Raw genomic sequence first — 22851 nt, 5'->3', positions numbered from 1 at the left:
CGCCTGTGCGCCTTGTCACGGCCCCCGAGCCCCGACCTCCCCGTAGGTCCTTCCGTTTCGGGACCAAGGTCCCGGTTCAACCCCGCCGCCCCGCTCACCGGCCTTGGGCCGCCGGGCCGCCCAAGGGAGAAAGCCGAGCCCCGGCGAGCGAGCCACCCGCGCCACAGGACGGCCCAAAGCCTTCGAGGAGCATCAGGAGCCGCCGAGGGCCATCGCGGCCTGGCTGGTACGGGGGGCCTGGCACGGCTCACGCGTCAGGACGCGGAACGCCAGGTCGAGGCGGCGACCGCCGGCCCCGGTCATCGGCGGCGCGCTCCTCGGCGACCGCCTGACCGTATGCGCGTAAGAGAGGCCCACGCGCACAAAAGGGGCTGCCCCGGAACCGTCGAAACGGTCCGGGGCAGCCCCTTCAGTCACTCAGCCCGAAGGCGTGAGCCCTATGCGTCCTTCGTCAGGTTCGGGCCGCCGCCGGCCGCCTGCTCGATCGGAGGGACGTCCGGCAGAGGCGACTTCTCCTCGCCGCGGAAGCTGAACTTCTTCGCCTCGCCCTCACCCTCGGTGTCGACGACCACGATGTGACCGGGGCGCAGCTCACCGAAGAGGATCTTCTCGGAGAGGATGTCCTCGATCTCGCGCTGGATCGTCCGGCGCAGCGGCCGGGCGCCCAGGACCGGGTCATAACCCTTCTTGGCGAGAAGCGACTTGGCGTTCGGGCTGAGCTCGAGGCCCATGTCCCGGTCCTTCAGCCGCTCGTCCACCTTGTCGATCATGAGGTCGACGATCTGGATGATGTCTTCCTCGGTGAGCTGGTGGAAGACCACCGTGTCATCGACACGGTTGAGGAACTCGGGCCGGAAGTGCTGCTTCAGCTCTTCGTTGACCTTGTTCTTCATTCGCTCGTAGTTGGTCTTGGTGTCGCCCTGGGCGGCGAAGCCCAGGTTGAACCCCTTGGAGATGTCCCGGGTCCCGAGGTTGGTCGTCATGATGATGACCGTGTTCTTGAAGTCCACGACCCGGCCCTGGGAGTCGGTCAGCCGACCGTCCTCCAGGATCTGGAGAAGGGAATTGAAGATATCGGGGTGGGCCTTCTCGACCTCGTCGAAGAGGACGACGGAGAACGGCTTCCGGCGCACCTTCTCGGTGAGCTGGCCGCCCTCTTCGTAACCCACGTAACCGGGGGGAGAACCGAAGAGGCGGGAAACCGTGTGCTTCTCGCTGAACTCCGACATGTCGAGAGCGATCAGCGCGTCCTCGTCACCGAAGAGGAATTCGGCGAGCGTCTTCGAGAGCTCCGTCTTACCGACACCTGACGGTCCGGCGAAGATGAACGAGCCACCGGGACGCTTGGGGTCCTTCAGACCCGCTCGCGTACGACGGATCGCCTGCGAAAGCGCCTTGATGGCGTCCTTCTGGCCGATGACGCGCTTGTGGAGCTCGTCCTCCATGCGGAGCAGCCGCGAGGACTCCTCCTCGGTGAGCTTGAAGACCGGGATGCCCGTGGCGGTCGCCAGGACCTCGGCGATCAGCTCGCCGTCGACCTCGGCGACGACGTCCATGTCGCCGGCCTTCCACTCCTTCTCCCGCTTGGTCTTCGCGGCCAGCAGCTGCTTCTCCTTGTCGCGGAGCGAGGCTGCCTTCTCGAAGTCCTGGGAGTCGATGGCCGACTCCTTGTCGCGGCGGACGCCCGCGATCTTCTCGTCGAACTCGCGGAGGTCCGGCGGCGCGGTCATCCGACGGATGCGCATCCGGGAACCGGCCTCGTCGATCAGGTCGATCGCCTTGTCGGGCAGGAAGCGGTCCGAGATGTACCGGTCGGCCAGCGTCGCGGCCTGGACCAGCGCCTCGTCCGTGATGGACACGCGGTGGTGCGCCTCGTAGCGGTCGCGCAGACCCTTCAGGATCTCGATCGTGTGCGGCAGCGACGGCTCCGCGACCTGGATGGGCTGGAAACGGCGCTCGAGGGCCGCGTCCTTCTCCAGGTGCTTGCGGTACTCGTCGAGCGTCGTCGCACCGATGGTCTGCAGCTCGCCGCGGGCCAGCATCGGCTTGAGGATGCTGGCGGCGTCGATCGCGCCCTCGGCGGCGCCCGCACCCACCAGGGTGTGGAGCTCGTCGATGAACAGGATGATGTCGCCGCGGGTGCGGATCTCCTTGAGGACCTTCTTCAGGCGCTCCTCGAAGTCACCGCGGTAACGGGAGCCGGCCACCAGCGCGCCGAGGTCGAGGGTGTAGAGGTGCTTGTCCTTGAGGGTCTCGGGCACCTCGCCCTTGACGATGGCCTGCGCCAGTCCTTCGACGACCGCCGTCTTGCCGACGCCGGGCTCGCCGATGAGAACGGGGTTGTTCTTCGTACGGCGGGACAGCACCTGCATGACCCGCTCGATCTCCTTCTCGCGCCCGATGACCGGGTCGAGCTTGGATTCGCGGGCGGCCTGGGTGAGGTTCCGGCCGAACTGGTCGAGGACCAGGGACGTGGAGGGCGTGCCCTCGGCAGGACCGCCCGCTGTGGCGGCCTCCTTGCCCTGGTATCCGGAGAGCAGCTGGATGACCTGCTGCCGCACCCGGTTGAGATCGGCGCCCAGCTTCACGAGGACCTGGGCGGCGACGCCCTCGCCCTCGCGGATCAGGCCGAGCAGGATGTGCTCCGTGCCGATGTAGTTGTGGCCCAGCTGAAGGGCCTCGCGGAGCGAGAGCTCCAGGACCTTCTTGGCACGGGGAGTGAAGGGGATGTGACCGGACGGAGCCTGCTGGCCCTGCCCGATGATCTCCTCCACCTGCTGGCGGACCGCCTCGAGCGAAATCCCGAGGCTCTCCAGGGCCTTAGCGGCGACACCCTCACCCTCGTGGATAAGGCCCAGGAGGATGTGCTCGGTGCCGATGTAGTTGTGGTTGAGCATCCGGGCTTCTTCCTGAGCCAGGACGACAACCCGCCGCGCGCGGTCGGTGAACCTCTCGAACATCGTTAATCGCTCCTCAGAGCGGTCAGGCAGTAAAGGGGTCGGTCCCCTCCCTGTCCTTCCGCAGCTTAGTCCCGCAAGCGGGGACCGCTCATTCCAACTGCCGACTACCTGTCCCAGGCTCCCAGCCCCGAACGCCGGACACCAGCTTCAACCTGATGGTGCGAGACGATGTTCCCGCAGGCCAGGCATATACCCTCACCATCAGTACGCCGATGGCGAACGTGAGACGCCCGAAACCGCGTGTCGCCCCTTCCCACTAGGAATGTCTTACCCGCAAGCACTGACACTCCATGCGGGGCACCCCTGTTCCCTCCGCTACGGGCGAACACCCTTGCGCTCCCGATCAGGCCCGCACGCCGCGTGTACGGCGACGCTGTGCGATCGGGTGCGGACGTAGCGTAACTCCGCGCCTGGATCGGGAGTTGCTCCGGGCATGGCTTTCACCGTCCCGCTCCCCCGCGACCCGCTCGAAGGCGGCCGGATCCCCTCCGAAGAAGGCTGTGCGCCTCTCGGAGAAGGCCGCACGTCACTCGAAGACGGCCGCGTCCTCATCGAGGACGGCCGCGCGCAGTGGTACGAGAACGGACTCGGCTGGGCGACGGTGTCCGGCCCTCCGGTCCAGCTGCCGACCGGGCTCCGTTTCGATGTGCTGGAGCTGCCGGCCGACGCCGGGGCCGCCGTGCTCCGGCGGATCGGCCCGACGGGGCCTGTGGCGCTCCACGAGGAGCGCATGCTGCTTCTGGTGGCGGCGGGAAGCGCCGACGAGCTGCCGGGGCTGCTCGACTGGCTGGAGTGGGGCTCGATCGCCCTCGGCCTGACCGGCGTCGGCGCCGGGGGGCGAGTGCCGGCCCCCGTACCACCGCGGTGGCCCCGCGCCACCGCGCAGGGGGCCGCCGTATGGCTGCGGCCCCCCGAGCCGGGACGCGCGGTGGAGCCGACACTGCCCGCGCTCGCCCCGTTCGGGCGGGGCAGCGGCCACGGGGGCGGTGGTGCGAGCGCCCCCGATCTCGTACGACTCGTGGACACGGCGGCGACGGAGTGCCACCGTGCCCGCTTGCTGCGCGGAAATACGCTTCGTACGAATACTCAGCCGTTGGCCTTCTCGTAGGCTTCGCGGATCTCGGCGGGAACACGGCCGCGATCGTTGACGCTGTAGCCGTTCTCCTTCGCCCACTTGCGGATTTCCGCGGTGTCCTTGTTCCCGCCCGCGGCGACACGGCCCTTGCCACGGCCACCCGCGGCACGACCACCGGTGCGCCGGCCACCCTTGGTGTAAGCGTCGAGCAGACCCCGGAGCTTGTCCGCATTGGCGGTAGTGAGGTCGATCTCGTAGGTCTTGCCGTCCAGAGCGAACGTCACGGTCTCGTCCGCCTCGCCGCCGTCGAGGTCATCGACAAGAAGGACCTGAACCTTCTGTGCCACCGGATTTCCTTTCATCGAAAATGCAGTACGCGGAAAGGAAACCGCTTTTCTCAGGAAAACACAAACCCCCGGCAGAGGTTCAGTCCCGCAAGAAGACGGGAAACGTGCGCGATTCGGACATAGGGTTCCGACAGGTTCCGGCGATCACAGGTGCAGAAGCATCCGGCTGTTACCCAAGGTGTTCGGCTTCACTCGTTCGAGACCAAGGAACTCCGCAACGCCCTCGTCATAGGAACGCAGCAGCTCTCTGTACACATCTCGGGCGACCGGAGTCTCGCCGATCTCGGCGAAGCCGTGCTTCGTGAAGAACTCGACTTCGAAGGTGAGGCAGAATACGCGCCGCACTCCGAGCCAGCGGGCCGTCTCCAGCAACTTGTCCAGGAGTTGATGCCCGGCACCGGCACCCCTGGCCGAAGCATCGACGGCGAGTGTGCGCACTTCGGCGAGGTCGTCCCACATCACGTGCAAGGCACCGCAGCCGATGACACGTGCATCCTCGTCGCGTTCCGCGACCCAGAACTCCTGGATGTCCTCGTAAAGCTTCACCGGCGCTTTGTCGAGCAGGATGCCTTCGCTCACGTAAGCGTCAAGGAGACGGCGTACCGCGGGAACATCCCTGGTCCTGGCACGCCGGATGGTGAGGGCATTTGCTTGGGCATTGACGAGTGGAGGAGCTGGGGCCATGACTGGACGCTATCGCCCCGTCCGCTGTTGACCGTCAGCGCCCTCACCGTCTTCCGGCGGATGCCCTTCCGTACGGTTCTCTTCACGGATCTCTTCCGCGCGGTCACTTTCTGTACGGATGCCTTCCGGTTCTGTGCTGATCTCTTCCATACGGATACCTTCCGTACCGATGTTTTCCGGCCGTTGGCCTTCTGTGCGGATGCCTTCCGGCCGGTCTCCCCCGACCATACGGACGGCATCTTCGAGGGACTGGCGCTGCTCGGGCGACATCATGCCGAAGAAGGCGACAAGCGCGGCGGCCGGGTTGTCGCTCTTCGACCAGGCTTCGTTCATCAGCGCGGCGGCGTAGGCGGCGCGCGTGGACACCGCCGTATATCGATAGGCACGGCCGTCCACTTCCCGGCGCACCCAGCCCTTCTGATGGAGATTGTCCATTACCGTCATGACGGTGGTGTAGGCGATGGACCGCTCCCGCTGAAGGTCTTCGAGGACTTCCCTGACGGTGACCGGACGGTTCCATTGCCAGACGCGTGTCATGACGGCGTCTTCCAGGTCTCCCAATTGACGGGGCACAGTGTCACCATAGTAGGAGAAGTTGGAACAACTAGCTATTGACGTAACAAAAAGGACGTACGACTGAGATTCAGTCGTACGTCCAGGTCATGCGCTCATACGTTTAGTTGTCCGGACGGCGAGTGCCGTACGTCAGGCGTTCACGCGTCGGCCGTCAGGCGCCGCGGGCGTCCGGAGCGGTGGCCGGCTCGGCGGATTCCGCGCGGGCGAACGCCGCGTCCACGGCCGCGTCCTCCTTCGCCTTGTTGGGGCCGCCCTGGCTCTTGACGATCGTCACGACCAGGCCGATGAAGAAGGCGGCCATCACCACGGGGGGAACAAGCGCGGATACGTAGTCCATGGTGCCCAGAGTAGCTATCCGACGGCGAGATGTTCCGGCGGGGGCGGCGGCTTGGGCCTGCGGCGCGGCGGGAACACCTCGGAGGGCTTGGGCATCGGCCGGTCCGTCGCCGGGCGCCGGGGCGGGGCGGGCTCCCGGGGCTCGTGGGGCTTCTCGGGGTTCCGGGGCTTCTCGGGACTCTGAGGCTTCTCCGGCCGCTTCGGATCGTCGGCCGCGCGTCCGCCGGGAATCGCGAGGAGCCGGGTACGGGGAGCGGGAGGCAGGGCCACGGAGGGCAGCGCGGCGGAGCCGGCGAGGCGGGCCCTTACCGTCCGGACCGGGCCGAGTGGGCCGCAGCGGTCGAGCAGGGCCGCGGCCACCGGGTTGCCGCGCAGGGCGCGCAGGGCGGCGAGGTCGTCGGGGCGCGGGACGTAACCGGTCGCCATGGCGTCCTGGAGCAGTTCCAGATAGCCGGTGACGGAGCCGGGCAGCGCCTGCCGGTACCGGGCGAGATCGGCCAGCAGGAACGCCCGCAGCCGTCCGGCCTCCCGTACCGCCTCGTCCACGGACTCGGCGAGCCGCATGCAGTCGCGGACGTCCTCGTCCGGGAGCGGGGCGGGATGAAGGGCGACGGCGAGGGCACGTCGGAGCACACGCAGCTCGTCAGCGCCGAACGCCATACCGCCGCGGGATCCGTAGGGCGTGGGCATGCCGCGACAGTACGCGCCAAAGGGACAAAATCGACTTAACGCCCCTCCCTGGGCGCGGCCCACCCGTCGAAAGGGGGACGGTGTCCGCGCCGGGCTGACGGGGCGCCGCGCGAGTGGCCCGCGGCCGTCCTGGACGGCCTCGTCACGGGCGCCGGGCCGTCCGGGGGCGGGGTGCCGGGCCGTCCCGGGGCAGCCCGTCCGCGGCCATACGCGCTACATGCGGGAGACGTTGCGCTCGTACACCAGGCGCAGGCCGATCAGTGTCAGCCAGGGCTCGTGTTCGTCGATCACCGCGGCCTCGCCGAGGACCATCGGGGCGAGGCCGCCCGTCGCGATCACCGTGACCTCTTCGGGGTCGTCGGCCAGTTCGCGTGCCATGCGCGCCACCACACCGTCGACCTGGCCCGCGAAGCCGTACAGGATGCCCGACTGCATCGCCTCGACCGTGTTCTTGCCGATCACGCTGCGCGGCCTGGCCAGTTCGATCTTGCGGAGCTGGGCGCCCTTGACGCCGAGCGCCTCGACCGAGATCTCGATACCGGGGGCGATCACACCACCCGTGTACTCGCCCCGCGCGCTGACCGCGTCGAAGGTCGTCGCCGTACCGAAGTCCACGACGATCGCCGGGCCGCCGTACAGCTCGACCGCCGCGACCGCGTTGATGATGCGGTCCGCGCCGACCTCCTTGGGGTTGTCCATCAGGATCGGCACGCCGGTCTTGATGCCGGGCTCCACGAGGACGGCGGGGACGTCTCCGTAATAACGGCGGGTCACTTCGCGCAGTTCGTGCAGGACGGAGGGGACCGTCGAGCAGATCGCGATGCCGCTGATCCCGTCGCCCAGTTCCTCGCCGAGCAGCGGGTGCATGCCCATCAACCCCTGGAGGAGCACGGCGAGTTCGTCGGCGGTGCGCCGGGCGTCGGTGGAGATGCGCCAGTGTTCGACGATCTCCTCACCGTCGAACAGGCCGAGGACGGTGTGGGTGTTGCCGACATCGATGGTGAGGAGCATCAGGCGCCGACCTCGCGCAGGTCCAGGCCGATGTCCAGGATCGGGGAGGAGTGCGTCAGGGCGCCGACGGCGAGGTAGTCGACGCCCGTCTCCGCGTACGCGCGCGCGTTGTCGACGGTGAGCCGGCCCGAGGACTCCAGCACCGCCCGGCCCGCGACGAGGGCCACGGCCTCCGCCGTCTCGGACGGGGTGAAGTTGTCCAGCAGGATCAGGTCGGCGCCCGCGTCCAGGACCTCGCGGACCTGGTGGAGGGTGTCGACCTCCACCTCGATCGCCATGTCCGGCTCGCCGAGCTTTTCGAGCGTGTCCCGTACGGCCTTGAACGCCTCGGCGACGCCTCCCGCAGCGACCACGTGATTGTCCTTGACCAGGGCCGCGTCGGAGAGCGACATCCGGTGGTTGACGCCGCCGCCGCAGCGCACCGCGTACTTCTCCAGGGCGCGCAGCCCCGGCGTGGTCTTCCGGGTGTCGCGGACCCTGGCCCCGGTGCCCTTGAGAGCGTCGGTCCACGCGCGCGTGGCGGTCGCGATGCCGGACAGCCGGCACAGGAGGTTGAGCGCGCTGCGCTCGGCGGTGAGCAGGTCGCGGGTGCGGGTGGTGACGCTCAGCAGCTTCTGGCCCGCCTCGACGCGGTCGCCGTCCAGAACGTGCCGCTCGACCTCGAACTCCTCCGTGCAGACGAGGGAGATGACGGCCTCGGCGATGTGCAGACCCGCGACCGTACCGCCCTCGCGGGCGGTGAAGTCACCGGTGGCCACGGCGTCCTCGGGGACGGTCGCGAGGGTCGTCACGTCCTCGCCGTTGGCGAGGTCCTCCTCGATGGCGACATGCGCGATGTCCTCGACCTGGACGGGGTCCAGGCCGCCGTCGGCGAGGAGTTGGGCGAGAGCGGGGTCGAGACCGCACTCCAGCTCGTCGGGGCCGTACTCCTCCTCGTCGCCGGAGCAGCCGCAGCCGTCGCCGCAGCCACCCGTGGCCGGGGCGCCGATCTGGATCAGCGGTACGTCCACGGGCTCGGGGCGGGGACTGTCTTCGGGCGTGCTCACGGTTACGGCTCCCTGGGGGCTTCGGCGGGGTGTGGGGATACGGGGACGAGCGGCGGGCTCACGGGCGGGAAGGCGGCCGTTTCGGTGCGCCGGAGCGCGATCCGGCGGTCGGGCAGCAGACGGACGACGAGATGGCGGCGCCAGTCGGTGTCGTCGCGCTCGGGCCGGTCCTCGCGCCAGTGGCAGCCCCGGGTCTCCTCGCGCGCCAGGGCGGCGGCGACCAGAGCCTGGGCAACGCAGAGGAGGTTGGAGGTCTCCCAGGAGTCGACGCCGGGGACGGCGGGCTTGGTTCCGTCGACGCCGGGGACGGCGGGCTTGGTTCCGTCGCTGTCACTGCTCGGTCCGGGAGCGGTGTCCGGTACAGGAGCGCTGTGCGGCTCGGGCTCCGTGCTGCTGTCCGGTCCGGGAGCGCTGCACGGCTCGCGCTCCGTACCGCTGTCCGGTTCGGTGGCCTGGACGGCCGACAGCTCCCGCGCGGCCGCCTCCAGGCTCCGGGCCGACCTGAGGACGCCCGCTCCCCCGGACATGATCCGCTGGACGGCGATGCGCGCCTCGGGGGCGATGAGCGGCAGGTGGACGGAGCCGATGGCCTCTTCCTCATGAGGGCGGTGTTCCCGGGGACCGCGCTCCTCCAGCGGTCGCGCCGCGATGTCGGCCGCGATCCGTTCCGCGAAGACCAGGCCCTCCAGGAGGGAGTTGGAGGCCAGCCGGTTCGCACCGTGGACGCCCGTACAGGCCACCTCACCGCAGGCGTACAAGCCCGGCACGGTCGTCCGGCCGCTCAGGTCCGTACGGACTCCACCGGACGCGTAGTGCGCGGCGGGGGCCACCGGGATCGGCTCCGTGACCGGGTCGATCCCATGGGCGCGGCAGGCCGCCAGTATCGTCGGGAAGCGGCTCTCCCACATCGGGGCGCCGAAGTGCCGGGCGTCCAGATACATGTGCTCGGCGCCCTGCTCACGCATCCGGCGCATGATCGCCTTGGCGACGATGTCGCGGGGGGCCAGCTCGGCCAGTTCGTGCTGGTCACGCATGAAGCGGACGCCGTCGGCGTCAACGAGATGGGCGCCCTCGCCCCGTACCGCCTCGGAGACCAGGGGCTGCTGCCCCTCCGCGCCCGCGCCGAGGAACAGGACCGTGGGGTGGAACTGCACGAACTCCAGGTCCGAGACCTCCGCGCCCGCCCGCAGCGCCAGCGCCACCCCGTCCCCCGTGGAGACGGCGGGATTGGTGGTCGCGGAGAAGACCTGCCCCATGCCGCCGGTGGCCAGGACCACCGCGGGGGCGTGGACCGCGCCGACGCCGTCGTGCTGTCCCTCGCCCATCACGTGAAGGGTGACACCGGACGTACGGCCGTGCGCGTCGGTCAGGAGGTCCAGCACCAGGGCGTTCTCAACCGTACGGAGCGCCGCGTCGCGTACCGCCTCGACCAGGGCGCGGGAGATCTCGGCGCCGGTCGCGTCGCCTCCCGCGTGGGCGATACGGCGGCGGTGGTGGCCGCCCTCGCGGGTCAGCTGGAGTTCGCCGGTGGCGGAGGTGTCGAAATGCGCGCCGGTGTCGATCAGCCGGCGCACGGCGGCCGGGCCCTCGGTGACCAGGGTGCGGACGGCCTCCTCGTCGCACAGGCCCGCGCCCGCGACGAGCGTGTCGTCCAGATGCTGCTCGGGGGTGTCGCCCTCGCCGAGGGCCGCGGCGATGCCGCCCTGGGCCCAGCGTGTGGAGCCGTCGTCCAGGCGGGCCTTGGTGACGACGACCGTACGGAGCCCGGCGGCGGTGCAGCGCAGGGCCGCCGTGAGGCCGGCGACACCGGAGCCGACCACGACGACATCGGCGTCCACGGACCAGCCGGGCGCGGGGGCGGTCAGTCGTATGCCGGTTGTTGTCCCGGTCTCTGCTCCGGTCTCCGGCCCCGTCGCTGTTCCGGTATCCGTCCCCGGTGCCGTTCCGGTCTCCGTCCCCGGCGCCGTTCCGGTCTCCGTCCCAGCCGCTTTTCCGGTCGCTGTTCCGGTCATGGGGAGGCTCCGAAGGTCAGGGTGATGTTGTCGATCAGCCGCGTGGCACCGACGCGCGCGGCGACGGCGAGGATCGCTTCGCCGGTGTGGTCGTCGGGGACCTCGGTGAAGTCGGCGGGGTCGACGAGTGCCAGGTAGTCCAGAGTGAGGGGTGGCACGGTACGGGCCGCCTCGCCCAGGACGACGCGGGCCGCTGCCCGTACGGCGTCCGCTCCGCACGGCCGCGACCGGGGGACCGCCGCCGCCACCGCGTGGGCGTCGGCGGCGAGCCGGGCCTCTCCAAGGGCGGAGAGCCCGGCGGCCCGGCCGTTGGCGGTGGGAGCGGACTCGGCGCGGGCGCGCAGGGCGTGCTGTGCGCCGAGGCGGTCGCGGGCGGCGAAGAGGGCCCTGGAGAGGACGAGGGCGGTACGGCGCTCCGCCACGGACAGATAGCGGTTACGGCTGGAGAGCGCGAGGCCGTCGTCCTCGCGGACCGTCGGGACGCCGACGATCTCGACCGGGAAGTTCAGATCGCGGGCCATCCGGCGGACCAGGGCGAGCTGCTGGGCGTCCTTGCGGCCGAAGAAGGTGAGGTCGGCCCGGGTGAGGTGCAGCAGCTTGGCGACGACGGTGAGCATGCCGTCGAAATGTCCGGGGCGCGACGCGCCTTCGAGGCGCTCGCCCATGGGACCGGCGCTGATGGTGACCTGGGGGGAGCCGCCGGGGTAGACCTCGTCGGCGGACGGCGCGAAGACGGCGTCGGCGCCCGCCTCCTCGGCGGTCTTCAGGTCCGCGTCGAGGGTGCGCGGATAGCGTTCGAGGTCCTCTCCCGCGCCGAACTGGAGCGGGTTGACGAAGATGGTGACCACGACGAATCCGGCGGGTCCGACACGGGCGCGGGCGGCCCGTACGAGGGTCGCGTGCCCGTCGTGGAGCGCGCCCATGGTCATCACGACGGCGGTACGGGCACGGGCGGGGGCTTCGGCGCTCACGCTCCTCGCGGCGCTGCCCGAGGCCGCGTGCCGCTCCAGGAGTCGGTCGAGGTCCGCGCGCGTGGGGGCGAGTTCGAAACTCATCGGGTGCCTTCCGCTCCGCCGCCCGCGCCGCCCCCGGGGACGTCCCCGGGCCGGCCCCTGTCGGCGAGGACGTCGAGAAGGTCTTCCGCCAGCTCCGCCTTGAGCAGGCCGTGTGCCAGCGCCCGGTCGGCGGTCGTGCGCGCCATGGCGAGGTATCCGGCGACGGCGCCGGGCGCGTGCTCGCGCAGCTCGGCGACATGCGCGGCGACCGTACCGGCGTCACCGCGCGCGACCGGTCCGGTGAGGGCCGCGTCGCCGGAGCGCAGGGCGTTGTCCAGGGCGGCGCCCAGCAGCGGGCCCAGCATCCGGTCGGGGGCGGTCACCCCGGCCGTACGGAGCAGTTCCATCGACTGCGCCACCAGCGTGACCAGGTGATTCGCGCCCAGCGCGAGGGCCGCGTGGTAGAGCGGACGGGACTCCTCCGCGATCCACTCGGGCTCGCCGCCCATCTCGATCACCAGCGCTTCGGCGGCCAGCCTCAGCTCGTCGGGCGCGGTGACCCCGAAGGAGCAGCCGGCCAGCCGCTGGACGTCCACCGAAGTGCCGGTGAACGTCATGGCGGGGTGCAGGGCGAGCGGCAGGGCGCCGACGCGCAGGGCGGGGTCCAGGACTGCGCTGCCGTACCGCCCCGACGTGTGGACGAGCAGCTGTCCCGGCCGTACGGCACCGGTCTCGGCGAGCCCCTCGACCAGCCCGGGGAGGGCGTCGTCGGGCACGGTCAGCAGCACCAGTTCGGCGCGGGCGAGGACTTCGGCGGGGGTGACGATCGGGACGTCGGGGAGCAGAACGCCCGCCCTCCGTACGGAGGCGTCCGAAACGCCCGAGACAGCGACCGGACGGTGCCCGGCCAGCTGAAGGGAGGCGGCGAGAGCCGGGCCCACCCGGCCCGCGCCGACGACACCGACGGTGAGCCGGGCGGGCCGGTCCCGGGGGTCGAAGGGGTCCTGTGCTGTTGGATTCACGCGGCGACAGCCTTCCGTTCCAGTCCGCGAGGGGTACCGGACGTACGTACACCAACATGCTACGGGAGCGGGTTCCCGCCCCGGCCCTCCGTCACAGCCCGGGAATATGACATGACCTCGCGCCCCTGCCACGAGAACATCGCCGGATGGATAAGAAAAGCGAGCCGGAACGGGAGCACGGCCTGGAGCCCGGACAGGCGCGGGAGCCGGAGAACCGGAACGAAGAGGACGGGCACGGACAGGACGGACAGGAAGAGGACGGGCACGGACAGGAGCCGGTGCGGCAGCGCCTGCGACGGCTGGCCGCCTGGCGCGCGTGCGAGCGTGTGCTGACGCGTCCCCCCATGGACCAGCGGCTGGGCGAGCGGCTGACGGCCCTGGCCGCCGACGCGGGAGCCGTCTACGACCTGGACGAACGGACCGACCTGTACGGGGACGGGGTCGTCGCCGCACTGGAGCGCCGGGTGGCCTCCCTGCTCGGCTTCCCGGCCGCGGTCTTCTTCCCCACCGGCACGATGGCCCAGCAGGTGGCGCTGCGCAGCTGGGCCGGGCGTACGGGGAACCGGACCGTGGCCCTGCACCCGCTCGCACACCCCGAGGCCCACGAGGGCGGTGCGCTGTCGTGCGTCAGCGGGCTGCGTACGGTCCATCCGACCACGGAGCCACGCCTTCCGAACGCCGAGGAGATCCACGACCTGGCCGAGCCCTTCGGCACGCTGATGCTGGAACTGCCGCTGCGGGAACCGGGGTTCGTCCTGCCGTCCTGGGACGAGCTGGTCGCGGTGTGCGCCGCGGCGCGCGAGCGGGACGCGGTGGTGCACTTCGACGGCGCGCGCCTGTGGGAGTGCGCATCCCACTTCGGGCGCACTCCGGCGGAGATCGCGGGGCTCGCGGACAGCGTGTACGTGTCCTTCTACAAGTCGCTGCGCGGCCTGTCGGGCGCGATGCTCGTCGGCCCCGCGGAGCTGGTGGAGGAGGCGCGGGTCTGGCGCCACCGGTACGGGGGCCGGCTCTTCCAGCAGTACCCGGCGGCCCTGTCGGCACTGCTGGGCCTGGAGCGCGAACTGCCCCGGCTGCCCTCGTACGTGGCGCACGCGCGCGTGGTGGCCGCGGCGCTGGCCGAGGGCTTCGCGGCGTCCCGGGTGCCGTGGTTCCGCGTACAGCCGGAACCGCCGCACACGCACCAGTTCCAGGTGTGGCTGCCGTACGCGCCGGAGGTGCTGAACGAGGCGGCGGTGCGGCAGGCGGAGGAGACGAAGGTGGCGCTGTTCCGCGTGTGGTCAGCCCCGGTCGCGGGCCCTCCGGGGGTCGCGTTCACCGAGGTCACGGTGGCGGAGGCGGGTCTGGAGTGGACAGCCGGGGACATCCGGGGAGCGGTGGAGGAGTTCGTGGGCCGGGTGGTGGAGGAGGGCGGGCGCTGATCCCCGCGCCCTCTCGCGCTCCCCGGCGTACGCCGCCGACCGGGGACACGCCTCCGAGAGACGCCGGCCAGGAGCCGCCGAGCGGCGGCCACCGACCGGGAGCCATCGTTCCGTCCACGCCCGGGGCCGCCGTTCCGCATACGCGCGCCCCCCGGGGCCATCGTTCGTCAACGCCCAAAAGCCGCCGTTCCGCGTGCGCGCCCCGGGGCCGCCGTTCCGTATGCGCGCGCCCGGGGCGGGACTCGCGCGCTCAGTCGAAGCGGATGTGGCGCAGGCCGATCCCGACCCGGCGCAGCCGGTGTCGCAGCCGCCCGTCCCTGTTCGGCGTCAGCCGCAGCCCGGCCGACCCGGCGATCGTGTCGGCGACGCGGGGCACCGTCAGCCGGTCCGTGCGGATGTGCTCGGCGAACAGCGGCCGGGCCAAGGACTCCAGGCAGTCGTCCAGTCGTCCCTCGGCGAAGGTGTCCCGCTTCAGGCCCGGCAGCCCGCGCTCGCGCAGCCGCCGCAGTACGGTCTCCCGCTCGGCGAGCAGTGCGAAGTGGCGCACGTCGTGCCCGTTCTCGCGCAGCCTGCCGACGATCTCCTCGAAGTAGCCGCTGTCCACCAGCGTCATCGGGACGATCACCGTGCCCTCGTGCCGATGGAGGGTCAGGTCGAGCATCTCGTACACGCTCCGGCGCCATGCCGGCAGATCCTGGAAGTCGCCCCGGAGCGTGCCGGGCAGCATGCGGTGCAGGCCGAAACCGACATGTTCCGGGTCACAGACGACGCTGCCCGGCAGCCGGCGCCGGATCTCGTACGCGGTCTGCGTCTTGCCGCCCCCGAAGGGACCGTTGAGCCACAGGAGCATCGATGTCACCGGGGTCAGCCCGCGTTCCCGCCGGCCCGCACCATCCCCGTCTCGTAGGCGAGGACGACGACCTGCACCCGGTCGCGCAGACCGAGCTTCGTGAGGATCCGGCCGACATGGGTCTTCACGGTCGCCTCGGAGAGCACCAGCCGCCCCGCGATCTCGCCGTTCGACAGCCCCTGCGCGACGAGCATCATCACCTCGCGCTCGCGGCCGGTCAGCCGTTCCAGCTCCTTGTGCGCCGGCTTGGTGCTGCTCGGCAGCATCGACGAGAAGCGGTCCAGGAGCCGCCGCGTCGTGGACGGCGCGACCACGGCGTCACCGCTGTGCACGGAGCGGATCGCGCTCAGCAGCTCACTCGGCGGCACATCCTTCAGCATGAACCCGCTGGCCCCGGCCTTGAGCCCGGAGAAGGCGTATTCGTCCAGGTCGAAGGTGGTCAGGATGAGCACCTTCGGGGCTCCGGGCTCGGCGCAGATCCGGCGGGTAGCCTCGACGCCGTCCAGCCGGGGCATACGTACGTCCATCAGTACGACGTCCACGGCGACGGAGCGGAGGATGGCTATCGCCTCGGCCCCGTCCCCGGCCTCCGCGACGACCTCCATGTCCGGCTGCGCGGCCAGCACCATACGGAAACCGGTGCGCAGCAGTACCTGATCATCGACGAGCATGACGCGGATCGACATCTGCGGGTTCCTTGTCCAGTAGACCGGCGGGGAGGGGAAGAAGAGAGAGGGGGACTGCGCCCGGCGTGGCGCCGGTCGCGGGAACGGGACAGGACCTAGTTCGCGGGCTTCAGCGGCAGCAGCGCGCTGATCCGGAAGCCGCCGCCGGGGCGCGGTCCGGCGTCCAGCGTGCCGCCGACCATACCGACCCGCTCCCGCATACCGATCATCCCGTGTCCCCGGCCGTCGGCGCCGCCGTCCTCGTACAACTCGTGGGCCGCTCCCCGGCCGTCGTCCTCGATGAGCAGTCCGAGCCCGTCGTCGAAGTAGACCAGCCGCACACTGGCGCCGACGTCCGGGCCGCCGTGTTTACGGCTGTTGGTGAGGGCCTCCTGCACGATGCGGTACGCGGTGAGCTCCACGCCGCTGGGCAGCTGCCGGGGCGTTCCCTCGATCCTGAAGTCCACGGCGAGGCCCGCGGTCCGTACCTTCTCGACCAGATCCTCGATCTGACCGACATCGGGCTGCGGTACGTACTCCCCGCTCTCCTCGGAGTCACCGGTCCGCAGCACTCCCAGCAGCCGGCGCATCTCGGCGAGGGCCTGACGGCCGGTGGTGGAGATCGTCTCCAGGGCCTCCTTGGCCTGGCCGGGCGCGGCGTCCAGCACATAGGCGGCGCCGTCCGCCTGGACGATCATCACCGAGACGTTGTGGGCGACGACGTCGTGCAGCTCGCGCGCGATCCGGGCCCGTTCCGCGGCGACCGCGACCTTTGCCTGCGCCTCGCGCTCCTTCTCCAGCCTGGTGGCACGCTCTTCCAGCTGGTCGAAGTAGGCGCGGCGGGTGCGTATGGAGTCGCCCAGGACCCAGGCGAGGACGAACGGCACGCTCATGACGACGGTGAAGAACACCAGGCCCGCGGTGCCGCCGCTGGTGGGCCAGCGCACCTGCGAGATCGGGGTGGCGAGCACGCCGCCGATCAGGGCGAGCTGAGAGGCCCAGCGTGGTCCGCCCTGCGCGGTGACGGTGTAGATGACGACCAGCATCGCGAAGTCGGCCGGGTTGATCTGTACGTCCAGCACGACCTGGATGATCCCCAGGGCCACCACGAGCAGCAGCATCTTCTCCGGTGCTCGGCGGCGCAGAGCCACGGTCAGGCTCAGCAGCAGGACCATCGCGATGGCGACGAGCCGTGGTGCGACGCCGGAGAAATTCTGGACCGTCCACAACATGGAGAACCCGAAGAGCATGACAGCCCAGAAGCTGTCGACGCCCGTCGGGTGTCGGCGGAGAAAGTCGTAGAAGCGCTGCACGAAACCCAGCGTAGGGAGGCGGAAAAGGCGATCAGGTCAACCGGAGGGGCGATCCGGTCGGCGGAAGCCTACTCCCCAAGGTGGAGACTTGACTCCGTGACGGATGACGTGACGGATGAGACGTGTAAACCGCGGGGGAAGCGGAACGGTGGAACCGCACGGTCCGTCCGGGCCCTCCCCGACGGCCCCGGTCCCGTCCGGTGGCGTACGGCGGCGCAGGCGGCGCTGTACGGTCCCGGCGGCTTCTACCTGCGCCCCGAGGGACCTGCCGGGCACTTCCGCACCTCCGTGCACGCCTCCCCGCTGTTCGCCGCCGCCGTCGCCCGGCTGCTGGCCGGGACGGCCCGGCTGCTGGGGACGGACGAGGTGGCGCTCGTCGACATCGGCGCGGGCCGCGGCGAGCTGCTGACCGGAGTCCTGGCCACGGTCGACGAGGGGCGCGTGAGCGGGCTCGCGAATGACTCCCCGGCCGAACGCGCGAGCGGTCGGACAAGTGGCCCCACGGTGCGTCCGTACGCCGTCGAGCGCGCCCCCCGTCCGCCGGGGCTCGACCCGCGCATCGAGTGGCGCGCGGAACCCCCGGCCGGTGTCCACGGGCTGCTCTTCGCCAACGAGTGGCTGGACAACGTCCCCGTCGACATCGCCGAGACCGGTCCCGACGGAGTCGTACGGTACGTCCTCGTACGGCCCGACGGCTCCGAGGAACCGGGCGAACCGGTCGAAGGACCCGACGCGGAGTGGCTCGCCCGCTGGTGGCCGCAGGCAGGCCCCGGCACCAGGGCGGAGATCGGCCGGCCCCGCGACGAGGCATGGGCGACGGCCGTCGGCGCGCTGGAGCGGGGACTCGCGGTCGCCGTGGACTACGCGCACGTACGGGATGCCAGGCCGCCCTTCGGCACCCTGACCGGCTTCCGGGAGGGCCGGGAGGTGCACCCCGTACCGGACGGCGGCTGCGATCTCACCGCGCATGTGGCGCTGGACGCCTGCGCGCTGCCCGGCGCGGAGCTGCTCGGCCAGCGCGAGGCGCTGCACGGCCTGGGGGTGAGCGGTGGGCGTCCGCCGCTGTCGCTCGCCTCCGCCGACCCGGCGGCGTACGTACGGGCCCTCTCGGCCGCCGGGGAGGCGGCCGAGCTGACCGCGCGGGGCGGTCTCGGTGACTTCGGCTGGCTGATGCAGCCGGTCGGCATCGCGCTGCCGGACCTCCGTCGTACGTCAGGGAGCCTGAGTACGTCGGAGGCCTGAGCCCCTCGCAGGCACGAGCACGGGCACGGGGCAACGGGGCACAGGAACGGGCACGGGCACAGGAACGGGCACGCGGGCACGAGCAGAGGCGCAGGCACGGGAACGGGAACGAAACACAGGCGCAGGCACGTCAGAGGAGCCCTCCGCGCCGGCCGGGGCTCCGTACCACCGCCCCCGAAGGCCCGGCGGCGCTCTGAGAGACTGTCGCCCATGACGGAGACCACCCGGACGACGGTCGGCATCGGCGGCGCGGCGGAGAGCACCGACATGGTGCTCAACATCGGGCCACAGCACCCCTCCACGCACGGCGTGCTCCGCCTCCGTCTCGTCCTCGACGGGGAAGTGATCCGGCACGCGGAACCGGTCATCGGCTATATGCACCGCGGCGCCGAGAAGCTCTTCGAGGCCCGCGACTACCGGCAGATCGTGATGCTCGCGAACCGCCACGACTGGCTGTCGGCGTTCTCCAACGAGCTGGGTGTGGTGATGGCCGTCGAGCGGATGCTCGGCATGGAGGTGCCCGAGCGCGCCGTCTGGACCAGGACCCTGCTCGCCGAGCTGAACCGCGTTCTCAACCACCTGATGTTCCTCGGCTCGTACCCCCTCGAACTGGGCGGTATCACCCCGGTGTTCTACGCGTTCCGGGAGCGCGAGGAGCTCCAGACCGTGATGGAGGAGATCTCCGGCGGCCGGATGCACTACATGTTCAACCGGGTCGGCGGCCTCAAGGAGGACCTTCCGGCCGGCTGGCTCGGCCGGGCCAGGCAGGCGGTCGCCGGGGTCCGCTCGCGGATGGACGTGTACGACCGGCTGGTCCTCGGCAACGAGATCTTCCGGGGCCGTACGCGCGGTGTCGGTGTGCTGTCGCCGGAGACGGTCCACGCCTACGGGGTGTCCGGCCCGATCGCCCGTGCCTCCGGGGTCGACTTCGACCTGCGCCGCGACGAGCCGTATCTCGCGTACGGCGAACTCCAGGACACCCTCGAGGTCGTCACCCGCGAGGAGGGCGACTGCCTGGCCCGCTTCGAATGCCTGCTGGAGCAGACGACCAACGCGCTGGACCTGGCGGACGCCTGCCTGGACCGGATCACGGAGCTGCCGGCCGGGCCGATCAACCAGCGGCTGCCCAAGGTGCTGAAGGCCCCGGAGGGGCACACGTACGCCTGGACCGAGAACCCTCTCGGCATCAACGGCTACTACCTGGTGTCGAAGGGCGAGAAGACGCCGTACCGGCTGAAGCTCCGCTCGGCCTCGTTCAACAACATCCAGGCACTGACCGAACTGCTGCCCGGGACGCAGGTCGCCGACATGGTGGCGATCCTGGGATCGCTGTTCTTCGTCGTCGGCGACATCGACAAGTAACCGCGCACGTCACACGCCACAGGTCACCCGGACACATGAGTCGGGCAGGAGGTCCGGAGGTCCGGACCTCCCGAGTCAGGAGCCGATCGCGTTGCGCAGCGCGCCGAGGTCGAACTGCTCGGTCTCGTCGTGCGCCGTGAGGTCGATGACCTGACCCACCGCGCGCCCCTCGGTCCTGCGGCGCTCGGCGAGGACTTCCTCGCCCACCACATCGGCGAGATCCTCATGCTCCAACTCGGCGCCCTGCGACCGCTGATCCGCGTCCGGCCGAGCCGTCCCGGCCGTTCCGGCCGTCCCGAAGGCATCAGCGGCCGTCTTCGCGGCACCGTCCTGCGTGCCCGGCTCGTCCCGCTCTTCCCGCTTGCCCCGCTCAGCCTGATCGGCGTCGTGGGCGGTCTGATCCGTGTGGGCCTGGGCTCCCAGCGTGCCGAAGAAGTCGAAGCCTCCCTCGGTCCGCCGTACCGGACGGCGCAGGGAGTACGGAGCGATCGCGGACGCGACGGGCACCTGGGTGGCGGGGAGGGCGGACGACGGGCGGCTGTGCTGCTCTTCCCCGGCGGCCGCCGCGTGCTTCCCCTGCGGCTCATCCGCCTCCGAGGCACGGCGCTCGGCCAGATCACGCTCGCGGGCCGCCTCGACGGTCCGCTTCGCCTGCTGGGTCGCGCCGTTGCGCGAGAGCTCGGACAGCGCCCGCGCGGCACCGACGTACGCCGCGCGCGAGGGCGTACTGCCCGCGGCGGTCAGGGCCTTGGGCTCGGCCGCCGCCTCCAGGGCGAGCCGACGCCGCCCCTCCAGCGCGCTGGCGCGCTCGGTCTCCGCCGTGGCGTACCGGCGCAGCAGCGCGGCGTGCTCGCCCCGCAGCCCGGCCAGCTCGATCCGCTTGGAGCGCAGCTTGGCGTCGAGCTTGAGCCGCAGCTCGCGCGACTCCTCGACGTCGGCTTCGAGTTCCGCTATGCGCTCCTCGGTCTTCCACTGGTCGCTGTCCCGCGCGCGCGTCAGTTCGGCGACGCGGCGCCCGGCGCTGCGGTCCCAGCCGCGCATCATGACCGCGCCGCCGATGGCCGCGACGGCCGTCGCGGCCACCAGACCGCGCAGCACCACGGGCTCCGAGAAGAGCCAGGCGCCCGCGGCGCAGAGGACCGCGGCTCCGGCGACCGCCGACGGCGGCAGAAGCTTGTGGAGGGGTGGGGAATGGCGGTGGCGTCCACGTGGCATGGCCTGAAATTTACCGTGCGTCGGGACCTTATGGGGCGCCGGTCGGACAATCTTTCTCAGCCCGTTGCCCGCGCCCCTACCGTCCCTCCCCTGATTCCTCCGCGGAACTGCTCTTTGCCCGCGGCCACTTCTCCCGTCGCTCAGGAGTCGTTACCAGTCCTTACCCCGCCGCCACCGTCCCACGGCTACTTCTTGACCAGGCCTTTGGACTCCAGGTACTCCTTGGCCACATCCTCCGGCTTCGCCCGCTCGGCATCGACCTTGAGGTTCAGCTCCGCGAGATCGTCCGTGGTCAGCGTGTCGGTCAACTTGCCGAGGACATCGGCTATCTCCTTCGATCCGGCGTCCTTGGCATTGACCACCGGCAGTACGTTGTCGGCGTTCTGGAGCTTCTTGTCGTCCTCCAGCACCACCAGGCCGAAGCTGTCGAGTGTGCCGTCGGTCGTACTGCTCAGGACGACTTGATCCACACCGTCCTTGACGGCCTGCTTGGACTGCGGAGTGCCGACACCCTTGGGGTCGATGCCCGCCACATCGATGCCGTACGTCTTCTTCAGACCCGGCGCGCAGAACGGCCGTACCTCGCACTCGTCGCCCGCCGCGATCTTGACCTTGAGCTTCGACTCACCAAGATCGGAAAGGGACTTGAGCTTGTTCTTCTCCGCGAATTCCTTGGTGACCGCGAAGGCATTCTGGTCGACGGCCTTGCCGGGCGGGAGTACCTTCAGTCCGCGCGGCTCGGCCAGCTTCGTCAAAGCGGCAACGGTCGCGGCCGCGTCGCTGGACGCCAGCGGCTTGGACTCGGCGGCCTTGGCTCCATTGGCCTTGGCATTGAGGAATTCCGTGATCGTCGCGGCGTATTCGGGCACCACGTCGATCTCTCCCTTCTCCAGGGAGGGTTCGTACAGCTCACGGTTCTTCACCGTGGTGACGGACGTGGCGTAGCCGGCGTCGCCGAGTATCCGGGCGTACAGCTCCGCGAGCACCTTGGACTCCGTGAAGGCCGCCGCCCCGATGACGAGCGCGCCCTTCTTCCCGGAACCGGAGCCGGAGTCGGCCCCGGAACCGCTCTTGCCCTCCTCCAGGCTGTCGCCGCCGCACGCGGCGAGCGACGCGGTCAGCGCCATCACTCCGAGTGCCGCACCCGCGAGGCGCGAGGTCTTGCTCATGAGGTTCACCATTTCCAAGAGGCCGGAAGATCTGTCATCACGCGGTCGTCACACGGTCGTACGGGAAGACGTCCCGCCACCGGAGGATCCGGAGGCGACGGAGGTGTCCGAGGTCCCGGAGGCGACGGGGGCGCCGGCCGCGAGGGACACATCGGGCGCGGCAGAGGCGTCGGAAGCGACGGCCGCCACGGAGGCGGGGGACGGCGCCGGGTCGATCACCCGGTCCAGCGCCACCAGCACACCCTCGACGAGCAGCGCGAGCAGCGCCACCAGGAGCGCGCCCGCGACCACCTGCGGGGTGTTGTACGTGTTGAAGCCGGCGGTGATGATCCGGCCGAGGCCGCCCTGACCGACCATCGCCGCGATCGTGGCGGTGGCCACCACCTGTACCGAGGCGGACCGGAGGCCGGTCATGATCAGCGGGTACGCCAGGGGCAGTTCGACCCGTACGAACAGCTGGCGCCCGGACATGCCCATCCCCCGCGCGGCCTCCACCACCGCGCTGTCCACCCCTCGCATACCGACATAGGCGTTGGTCAGCAGGGGCGGTACGGCGAACAGCACCAGCGCGATGACCGTGGGCACCGAGCCGGCGTTGCGCAGCGGCGAGACCATGAACAGGGCGAGCACGGCGAAGACGGGGATCGCCCGGCCCACGTTGGAGATATTGATAGCGAGCGCGCCGCCCTTGCCGATGTGCCCCAGGTACAGCGCCACGGGCAGGGCGATGGCGCAGGCCAGCGCGAGCGCGACCCCGCTGACGTACACATGCTCCCCGAGCCGGTTCCACACACCGCTGTCGCCCGACCAGTTGGCACCGGTCGTCAGCCAGGTCCAGGCCTCTCCCATGACACCCATGA

21 protein-coding genes are annotated in these 22851 nt (G+C 70.7%); 4 read left to right on the top strand and 17 right to left on the bottom strand.

Translation table 11 applies throughout. The features are described 5' to 3' along the window. Positions 1-437: 437 nt before the first annotated feature. Positions 438-2960: an ATP-dependent Clp protease ATP-binding subunit gene (locus ACIOJD_RS33085; protein ID WP_401889898.1), complete on the bottom strand. Its 2523-nt coding sequence runs from the start codon at positions 2958-2960 to the stop codon at positions 438-440. 433 nt (positions 2961-3393) lie between these two features. On the opposite strand from ACIOJD_RS33085, the gene ACIOJD_RS33080 reads away from it, so the two are divergent. After that, positions 3394-4068 carry an SCO3374 family protein gene (locus ACIOJD_RS33080; RefSeq protein ID WP_401919977.1) on the top strand — a complete coding sequence of 225 codons (675 nt, stop codon included), beginning with the start codon at positions 3394-3396 and terminating at the stop codon, positions 4066-4068. On the opposite strand, the gene ACIOJD_RS33075 is transcribed toward ACIOJD_RS33080, so the two are convergent. The 10 genes from ACIOJD_RS33075 to ACIOJD_RS33030 all read right to left on the bottom strand — a co-directional run bounded on the left by ACIOJD_RS33075 (position 4047) and on the right by ACIOJD_RS33030 (position 12754). Beyond that, the gene (locus ACIOJD_RS33075) at positions 4047-4382 is read right to left on the bottom strand and encodes an Lsr2 family protein (protein WP_401919976.1); all 336 of its coding nucleotides are present in this window, start codon (positions 4380-4382) and stop codon (positions 4047-4049) included. The genes ACIOJD_RS33080 and ACIOJD_RS33075 overlap by 22 nt on opposite strands. A 144-nt stretch (positions 4383-4526) precedes the next feature. Then, positions 4527-5066, bottom strand: coding sequence for an amino-acid N-acetyltransferase (locus ACIOJD_RS33070; RefSeq protein WP_401919975.1), 540 nt, complete (start codon positions 5064-5066; stop codon positions 4527-4529). 9 nt (positions 5067-5075) lie between these two features. Then, complete coding sequence (locus ACIOJD_RS33065) at positions 5076-5603, bottom strand: BlaI/MecI/CopY family transcriptional regulator (protein ID WP_401920036.1); 528 nt, start codon at positions 5601-5603, stop codon at positions 5076-5078. A gap of 190 nt (positions 5604-5793) precedes the next feature. After that, entirely contained in the window at positions 5794-5979 is a 186-nt protein-coding gene (locus ACIOJD_RS33060) for a hypothetical protein (RefSeq protein WP_401919974.1), read from the bottom strand. Positions 5980-5993: 14 nt separating this feature from the next. Continuing rightward, positions 5994-6638 (bottom strand): hypothetical protein, encoded by a 645-nt coding sequence (locus ACIOJD_RS33055; RefSeq protein WP_401920033.1) that lies wholly within the window; start codon positions 6636-6638, stop codon positions 5994-5996. 243 nt (positions 6639-6881) lie between these two features. Then, positions 6882-7679, bottom strand: coding sequence for a type III pantothenate kinase (locus ACIOJD_RS33050; RefSeq protein WP_401919973.1), 798 nt, complete (start codon positions 7677-7679; stop codon positions 6882-6884). Continuing rightward, a complete protein-coding gene (gene nadC, locus ACIOJD_RS33045) occupies positions 7679-8725 on the bottom strand; it encodes a carboxylating nicotinate-nucleotide diphosphorylase (protein ID WP_401919971.1) in 1047 nt (348 codons plus the stop codon). Before nadC ends, ACIOJD_RS33050 begins: the two co-directional genes overlap by 1 nt. A gap of 2 nt (positions 8726-8727) precedes the next feature. Next, positions 8728-10737 (bottom strand): L-aspartate oxidase, encoded by a 2010-nt coding sequence (locus ACIOJD_RS33040; protein ID WP_401919969.1) that lies wholly within the window; start codon positions 10735-10737, stop codon positions 8728-8730. Next, entirely contained in the window at positions 10734-11792 is a 1059-nt protein-coding gene (gene panC, locus ACIOJD_RS33035) for a pantoate--beta-alanine ligase (protein ID WP_401919968.1), read from the bottom strand. The genes ACIOJD_RS33040 and panC overlap by 4 nt, the downstream gene beginning before the upstream one ends. Next, positions 11789-12754 (bottom strand): Rossmann-like and DUF2520 domain-containing protein, encoded by a 966-nt coding sequence (locus ACIOJD_RS33030; protein WP_401919967.1) that lies wholly within the window; start codon positions 12752-12754, stop codon positions 11789-11791. The genes panC and ACIOJD_RS33030 overlap by 4 nt, the downstream gene beginning before the upstream one ends. Positions 12755-12900: 146 nt before the next feature. Between ACIOJD_RS33030 and ACIOJD_RS33025 the strand changes: the two genes are divergently transcribed. Further along, the gene (locus ACIOJD_RS33025; protein WP_401919966.1) at positions 12901-14175 is read left to right on the top strand and encodes a threonine aldolase family protein; all 1275 of its coding nucleotides are present in this window, start codon (positions 12901-12903) and stop codon (positions 14173-14175) included. Positions 14176-14425: 250 nt separating this feature from the next. On the opposite strand, the gene ACIOJD_RS33020 is transcribed toward ACIOJD_RS33025, so the two are convergent. From ACIOJD_RS33020 to ACIOJD_RS33010, 3 genes are all read right to left on the bottom strand, one after another. Further along, positions 14426-15025: an AAA family ATPase gene (locus ACIOJD_RS33020; protein WP_401920031.1), complete on the bottom strand. Its 600-nt coding sequence runs from the start codon at positions 15023-15025 to the stop codon at positions 14426-14428. A gap of 14 nt (positions 15026-15039) precedes the next feature. Beyond that, a complete protein-coding gene (locus tag ACIOJD_RS33015) occupies positions 15040-15711 on the bottom strand; it encodes a response regulator (RefSeq protein ID WP_401919965.1) in 672 nt (223 codons plus the stop codon). Between the two features lie 95 nt (positions 15712-15806). Continuing rightward, entirely contained in the window at positions 15807-17003 is a 1197-nt protein-coding gene (locus ACIOJD_RS33010; protein WP_401919964.1) for a sensor histidine kinase, read from the bottom strand. Positions 17004-17228: 225 nt separating this feature from the next. Here ACIOJD_RS33010 and ACIOJD_RS33005 point away from each other — a divergent pair, with 225 nt between their 5' ends. After that, positions 17229-18245, top strand: a complete 1017-nt coding sequence (locus ACIOJD_RS33005; protein ID WP_401920029.1) for an SAM-dependent methyltransferase — start codon at positions 17229-17231, stop codon at positions 18243-18245. Positions 18246-18455: 210 nt separating this feature from the next. Further along, positions 18456-19607 (top strand): NADH-quinone oxidoreductase subunit D, encoded by a 1152-nt coding sequence (locus ACIOJD_RS33000; protein ID WP_401919963.1) that lies wholly within the window; start codon positions 18456-18458, stop codon positions 19605-19607. Positions 19608-19682: 75 nt separating this feature from the next. On the opposite strand, the gene ACIOJD_RS32995 is transcribed toward ACIOJD_RS33000, so the two are convergent. The 3 genes from ACIOJD_RS32995 to ACIOJD_RS32985 form a co-directional block, all read right to left on the bottom strand. Further along, on the bottom strand, positions 19683-20822 hold the full coding sequence (locus ACIOJD_RS32995) for a hypothetical protein (RefSeq protein ID WP_401919961.1): 1140 nt from the start codon (positions 20820-20822) through the stop codon (positions 19683-19685). 185 nt (positions 20823-21007) lie between these two features. Further along, positions 21008-21991: an ABC transporter substrate-binding protein gene (locus ACIOJD_RS32990; protein ID WP_401919959.1), complete on the bottom strand. Its 984-nt coding sequence runs from the start codon at positions 21989-21991 to the stop codon at positions 21008-21010. Between the two features lie 48 nt (positions 21992-22039). Further along, complete coding sequence (locus tag ACIOJD_RS32985; RefSeq protein ID WP_401919958.1) at positions 22040-22849, bottom strand: ABC transporter permease; 810 nt, start codon at positions 22847-22849, stop codon at positions 22040-22042. Between the last annotated feature and the right edge of the window lie 2 nt (positions 22850-22851).

Source organism: Streptomyces sp. NPDC088116, assembly GCF_044741745.1.
GTDB lineage: Bacteria > Actinomycetota > Actinomycetes > Streptomycetales > Streptomycetaceae > Streptomyces.
This window is presented reverse-complemented; position numbering and strand designations above follow the sequence as displayed.

Bases quoted from the DNA above. Each gene is read 5' to 3' on its own strand.
- ACIOJD_RS33085 (WP_401889898.1), bottom strand. From the start codon at position 2,960: ATGTTCGAGAGGTTCACCGACCGCGCGCGGCGGGTTGTCGTCCTGGCT.
- ACIOJD_RS33080 (WP_401919977.1), top strand. From the start codon at position 3,394: ATGGCTTTCACCGTCCCGCTCCCCCGCGACCCGCTCGAAGGCGGCCGG.
- ACIOJD_RS33070 (WP_401919975.1), bottom strand. From the start codon at position 5,066: ATGGCCCCAGCTCCTCCACTCGTCAATGCCCAAGCAAATGCCCTCACC.
- ACIOJD_RS33065 (WP_401920036.1), bottom strand. From the start codon at position 5,603: ATGACACGCGTCTGGCAATGGAACCGTCCGGTCACCGTCAGGGAAGTC.
- ACIOJD_RS33060 (WP_401919974.1), bottom strand. From the start codon at position 5,979: ATGGACTACGTATCCGCGCTTGTTCCCCCCGTGGTGATGGCCGCCTTC.
- ACIOJD_RS33055 (WP_401920033.1), bottom strand. From the start codon at position 6,638: ATGGCGTTCGGCGCTGACGAGCTGCGTGTGCTCCGACGTGCCCTCGCC.
- ACIOJD_RS33050 (WP_401919973.1), bottom strand. From the start codon at position 7,679: ATGCTCCTCACCATCGATGTCGGCAACACCCACACCGTCCTCGGCCTG.
- ACIOJD_RS33040 (WP_401919969.1), bottom strand. From the start codon at position 10,737: ATGACCGGAACAGCGACCGGAAAAGCGGCTGGGACGGAGACCGGAACG.
- panC (WP_401919968.1), bottom strand. From the start codon at position 11,792: ATGAGTTTCGAACTCGCCCCCACGCGCGCGGACCTCGACCGACTCCTG.
- ACIOJD_RS33025 (WP_401919966.1), top strand. From the start codon at position 12,901: ATGGATAAGAAAAGCGAGCCGGAACGGGAGCACGGCCTGGAGCCCGGA.
- ACIOJD_RS33020 (WP_401920031.1), bottom strand. From the start codon at position 15,025: ATGCTCCTGTGGCTCAACGGTCCCTTCGGGGGCGGCAAGACGCAGACC.
- ACIOJD_RS33015 (WP_401919965.1), bottom strand. From the start codon at position 15,711: ATGTCGATCCGCGTCATGCTCGTCGATGATCAGGTACTGCTGCGCACC.
- ACIOJD_RS33000 (WP_401919963.1), top strand. From the start codon at position 18,456: ATGACGGAGACCACCCGGACGACGGTCGGCATCGGCGGCGCGGCGGAG.
- ACIOJD_RS32995 (WP_401919961.1), bottom strand. From the start codon at position 20,822: ATGCCACGTGGACGCCACCGCCATTCCCCACCCCTCCACAAGCTTCTG.
- ACIOJD_RS32990 (WP_401919959.1), bottom strand. From the start codon at position 21,991: ATGAGCAAGACCTCGCGCCTCGCGGGTGCGGCACTCGGAGTGATGGCG.
- ACIOJD_RS32985 (WP_401919958.1), bottom strand. From the start codon at position 22,849: ATGGGTGTCATGGGAGAGGCCTGGACCTGGCTGACGACCGGTGCCAAC.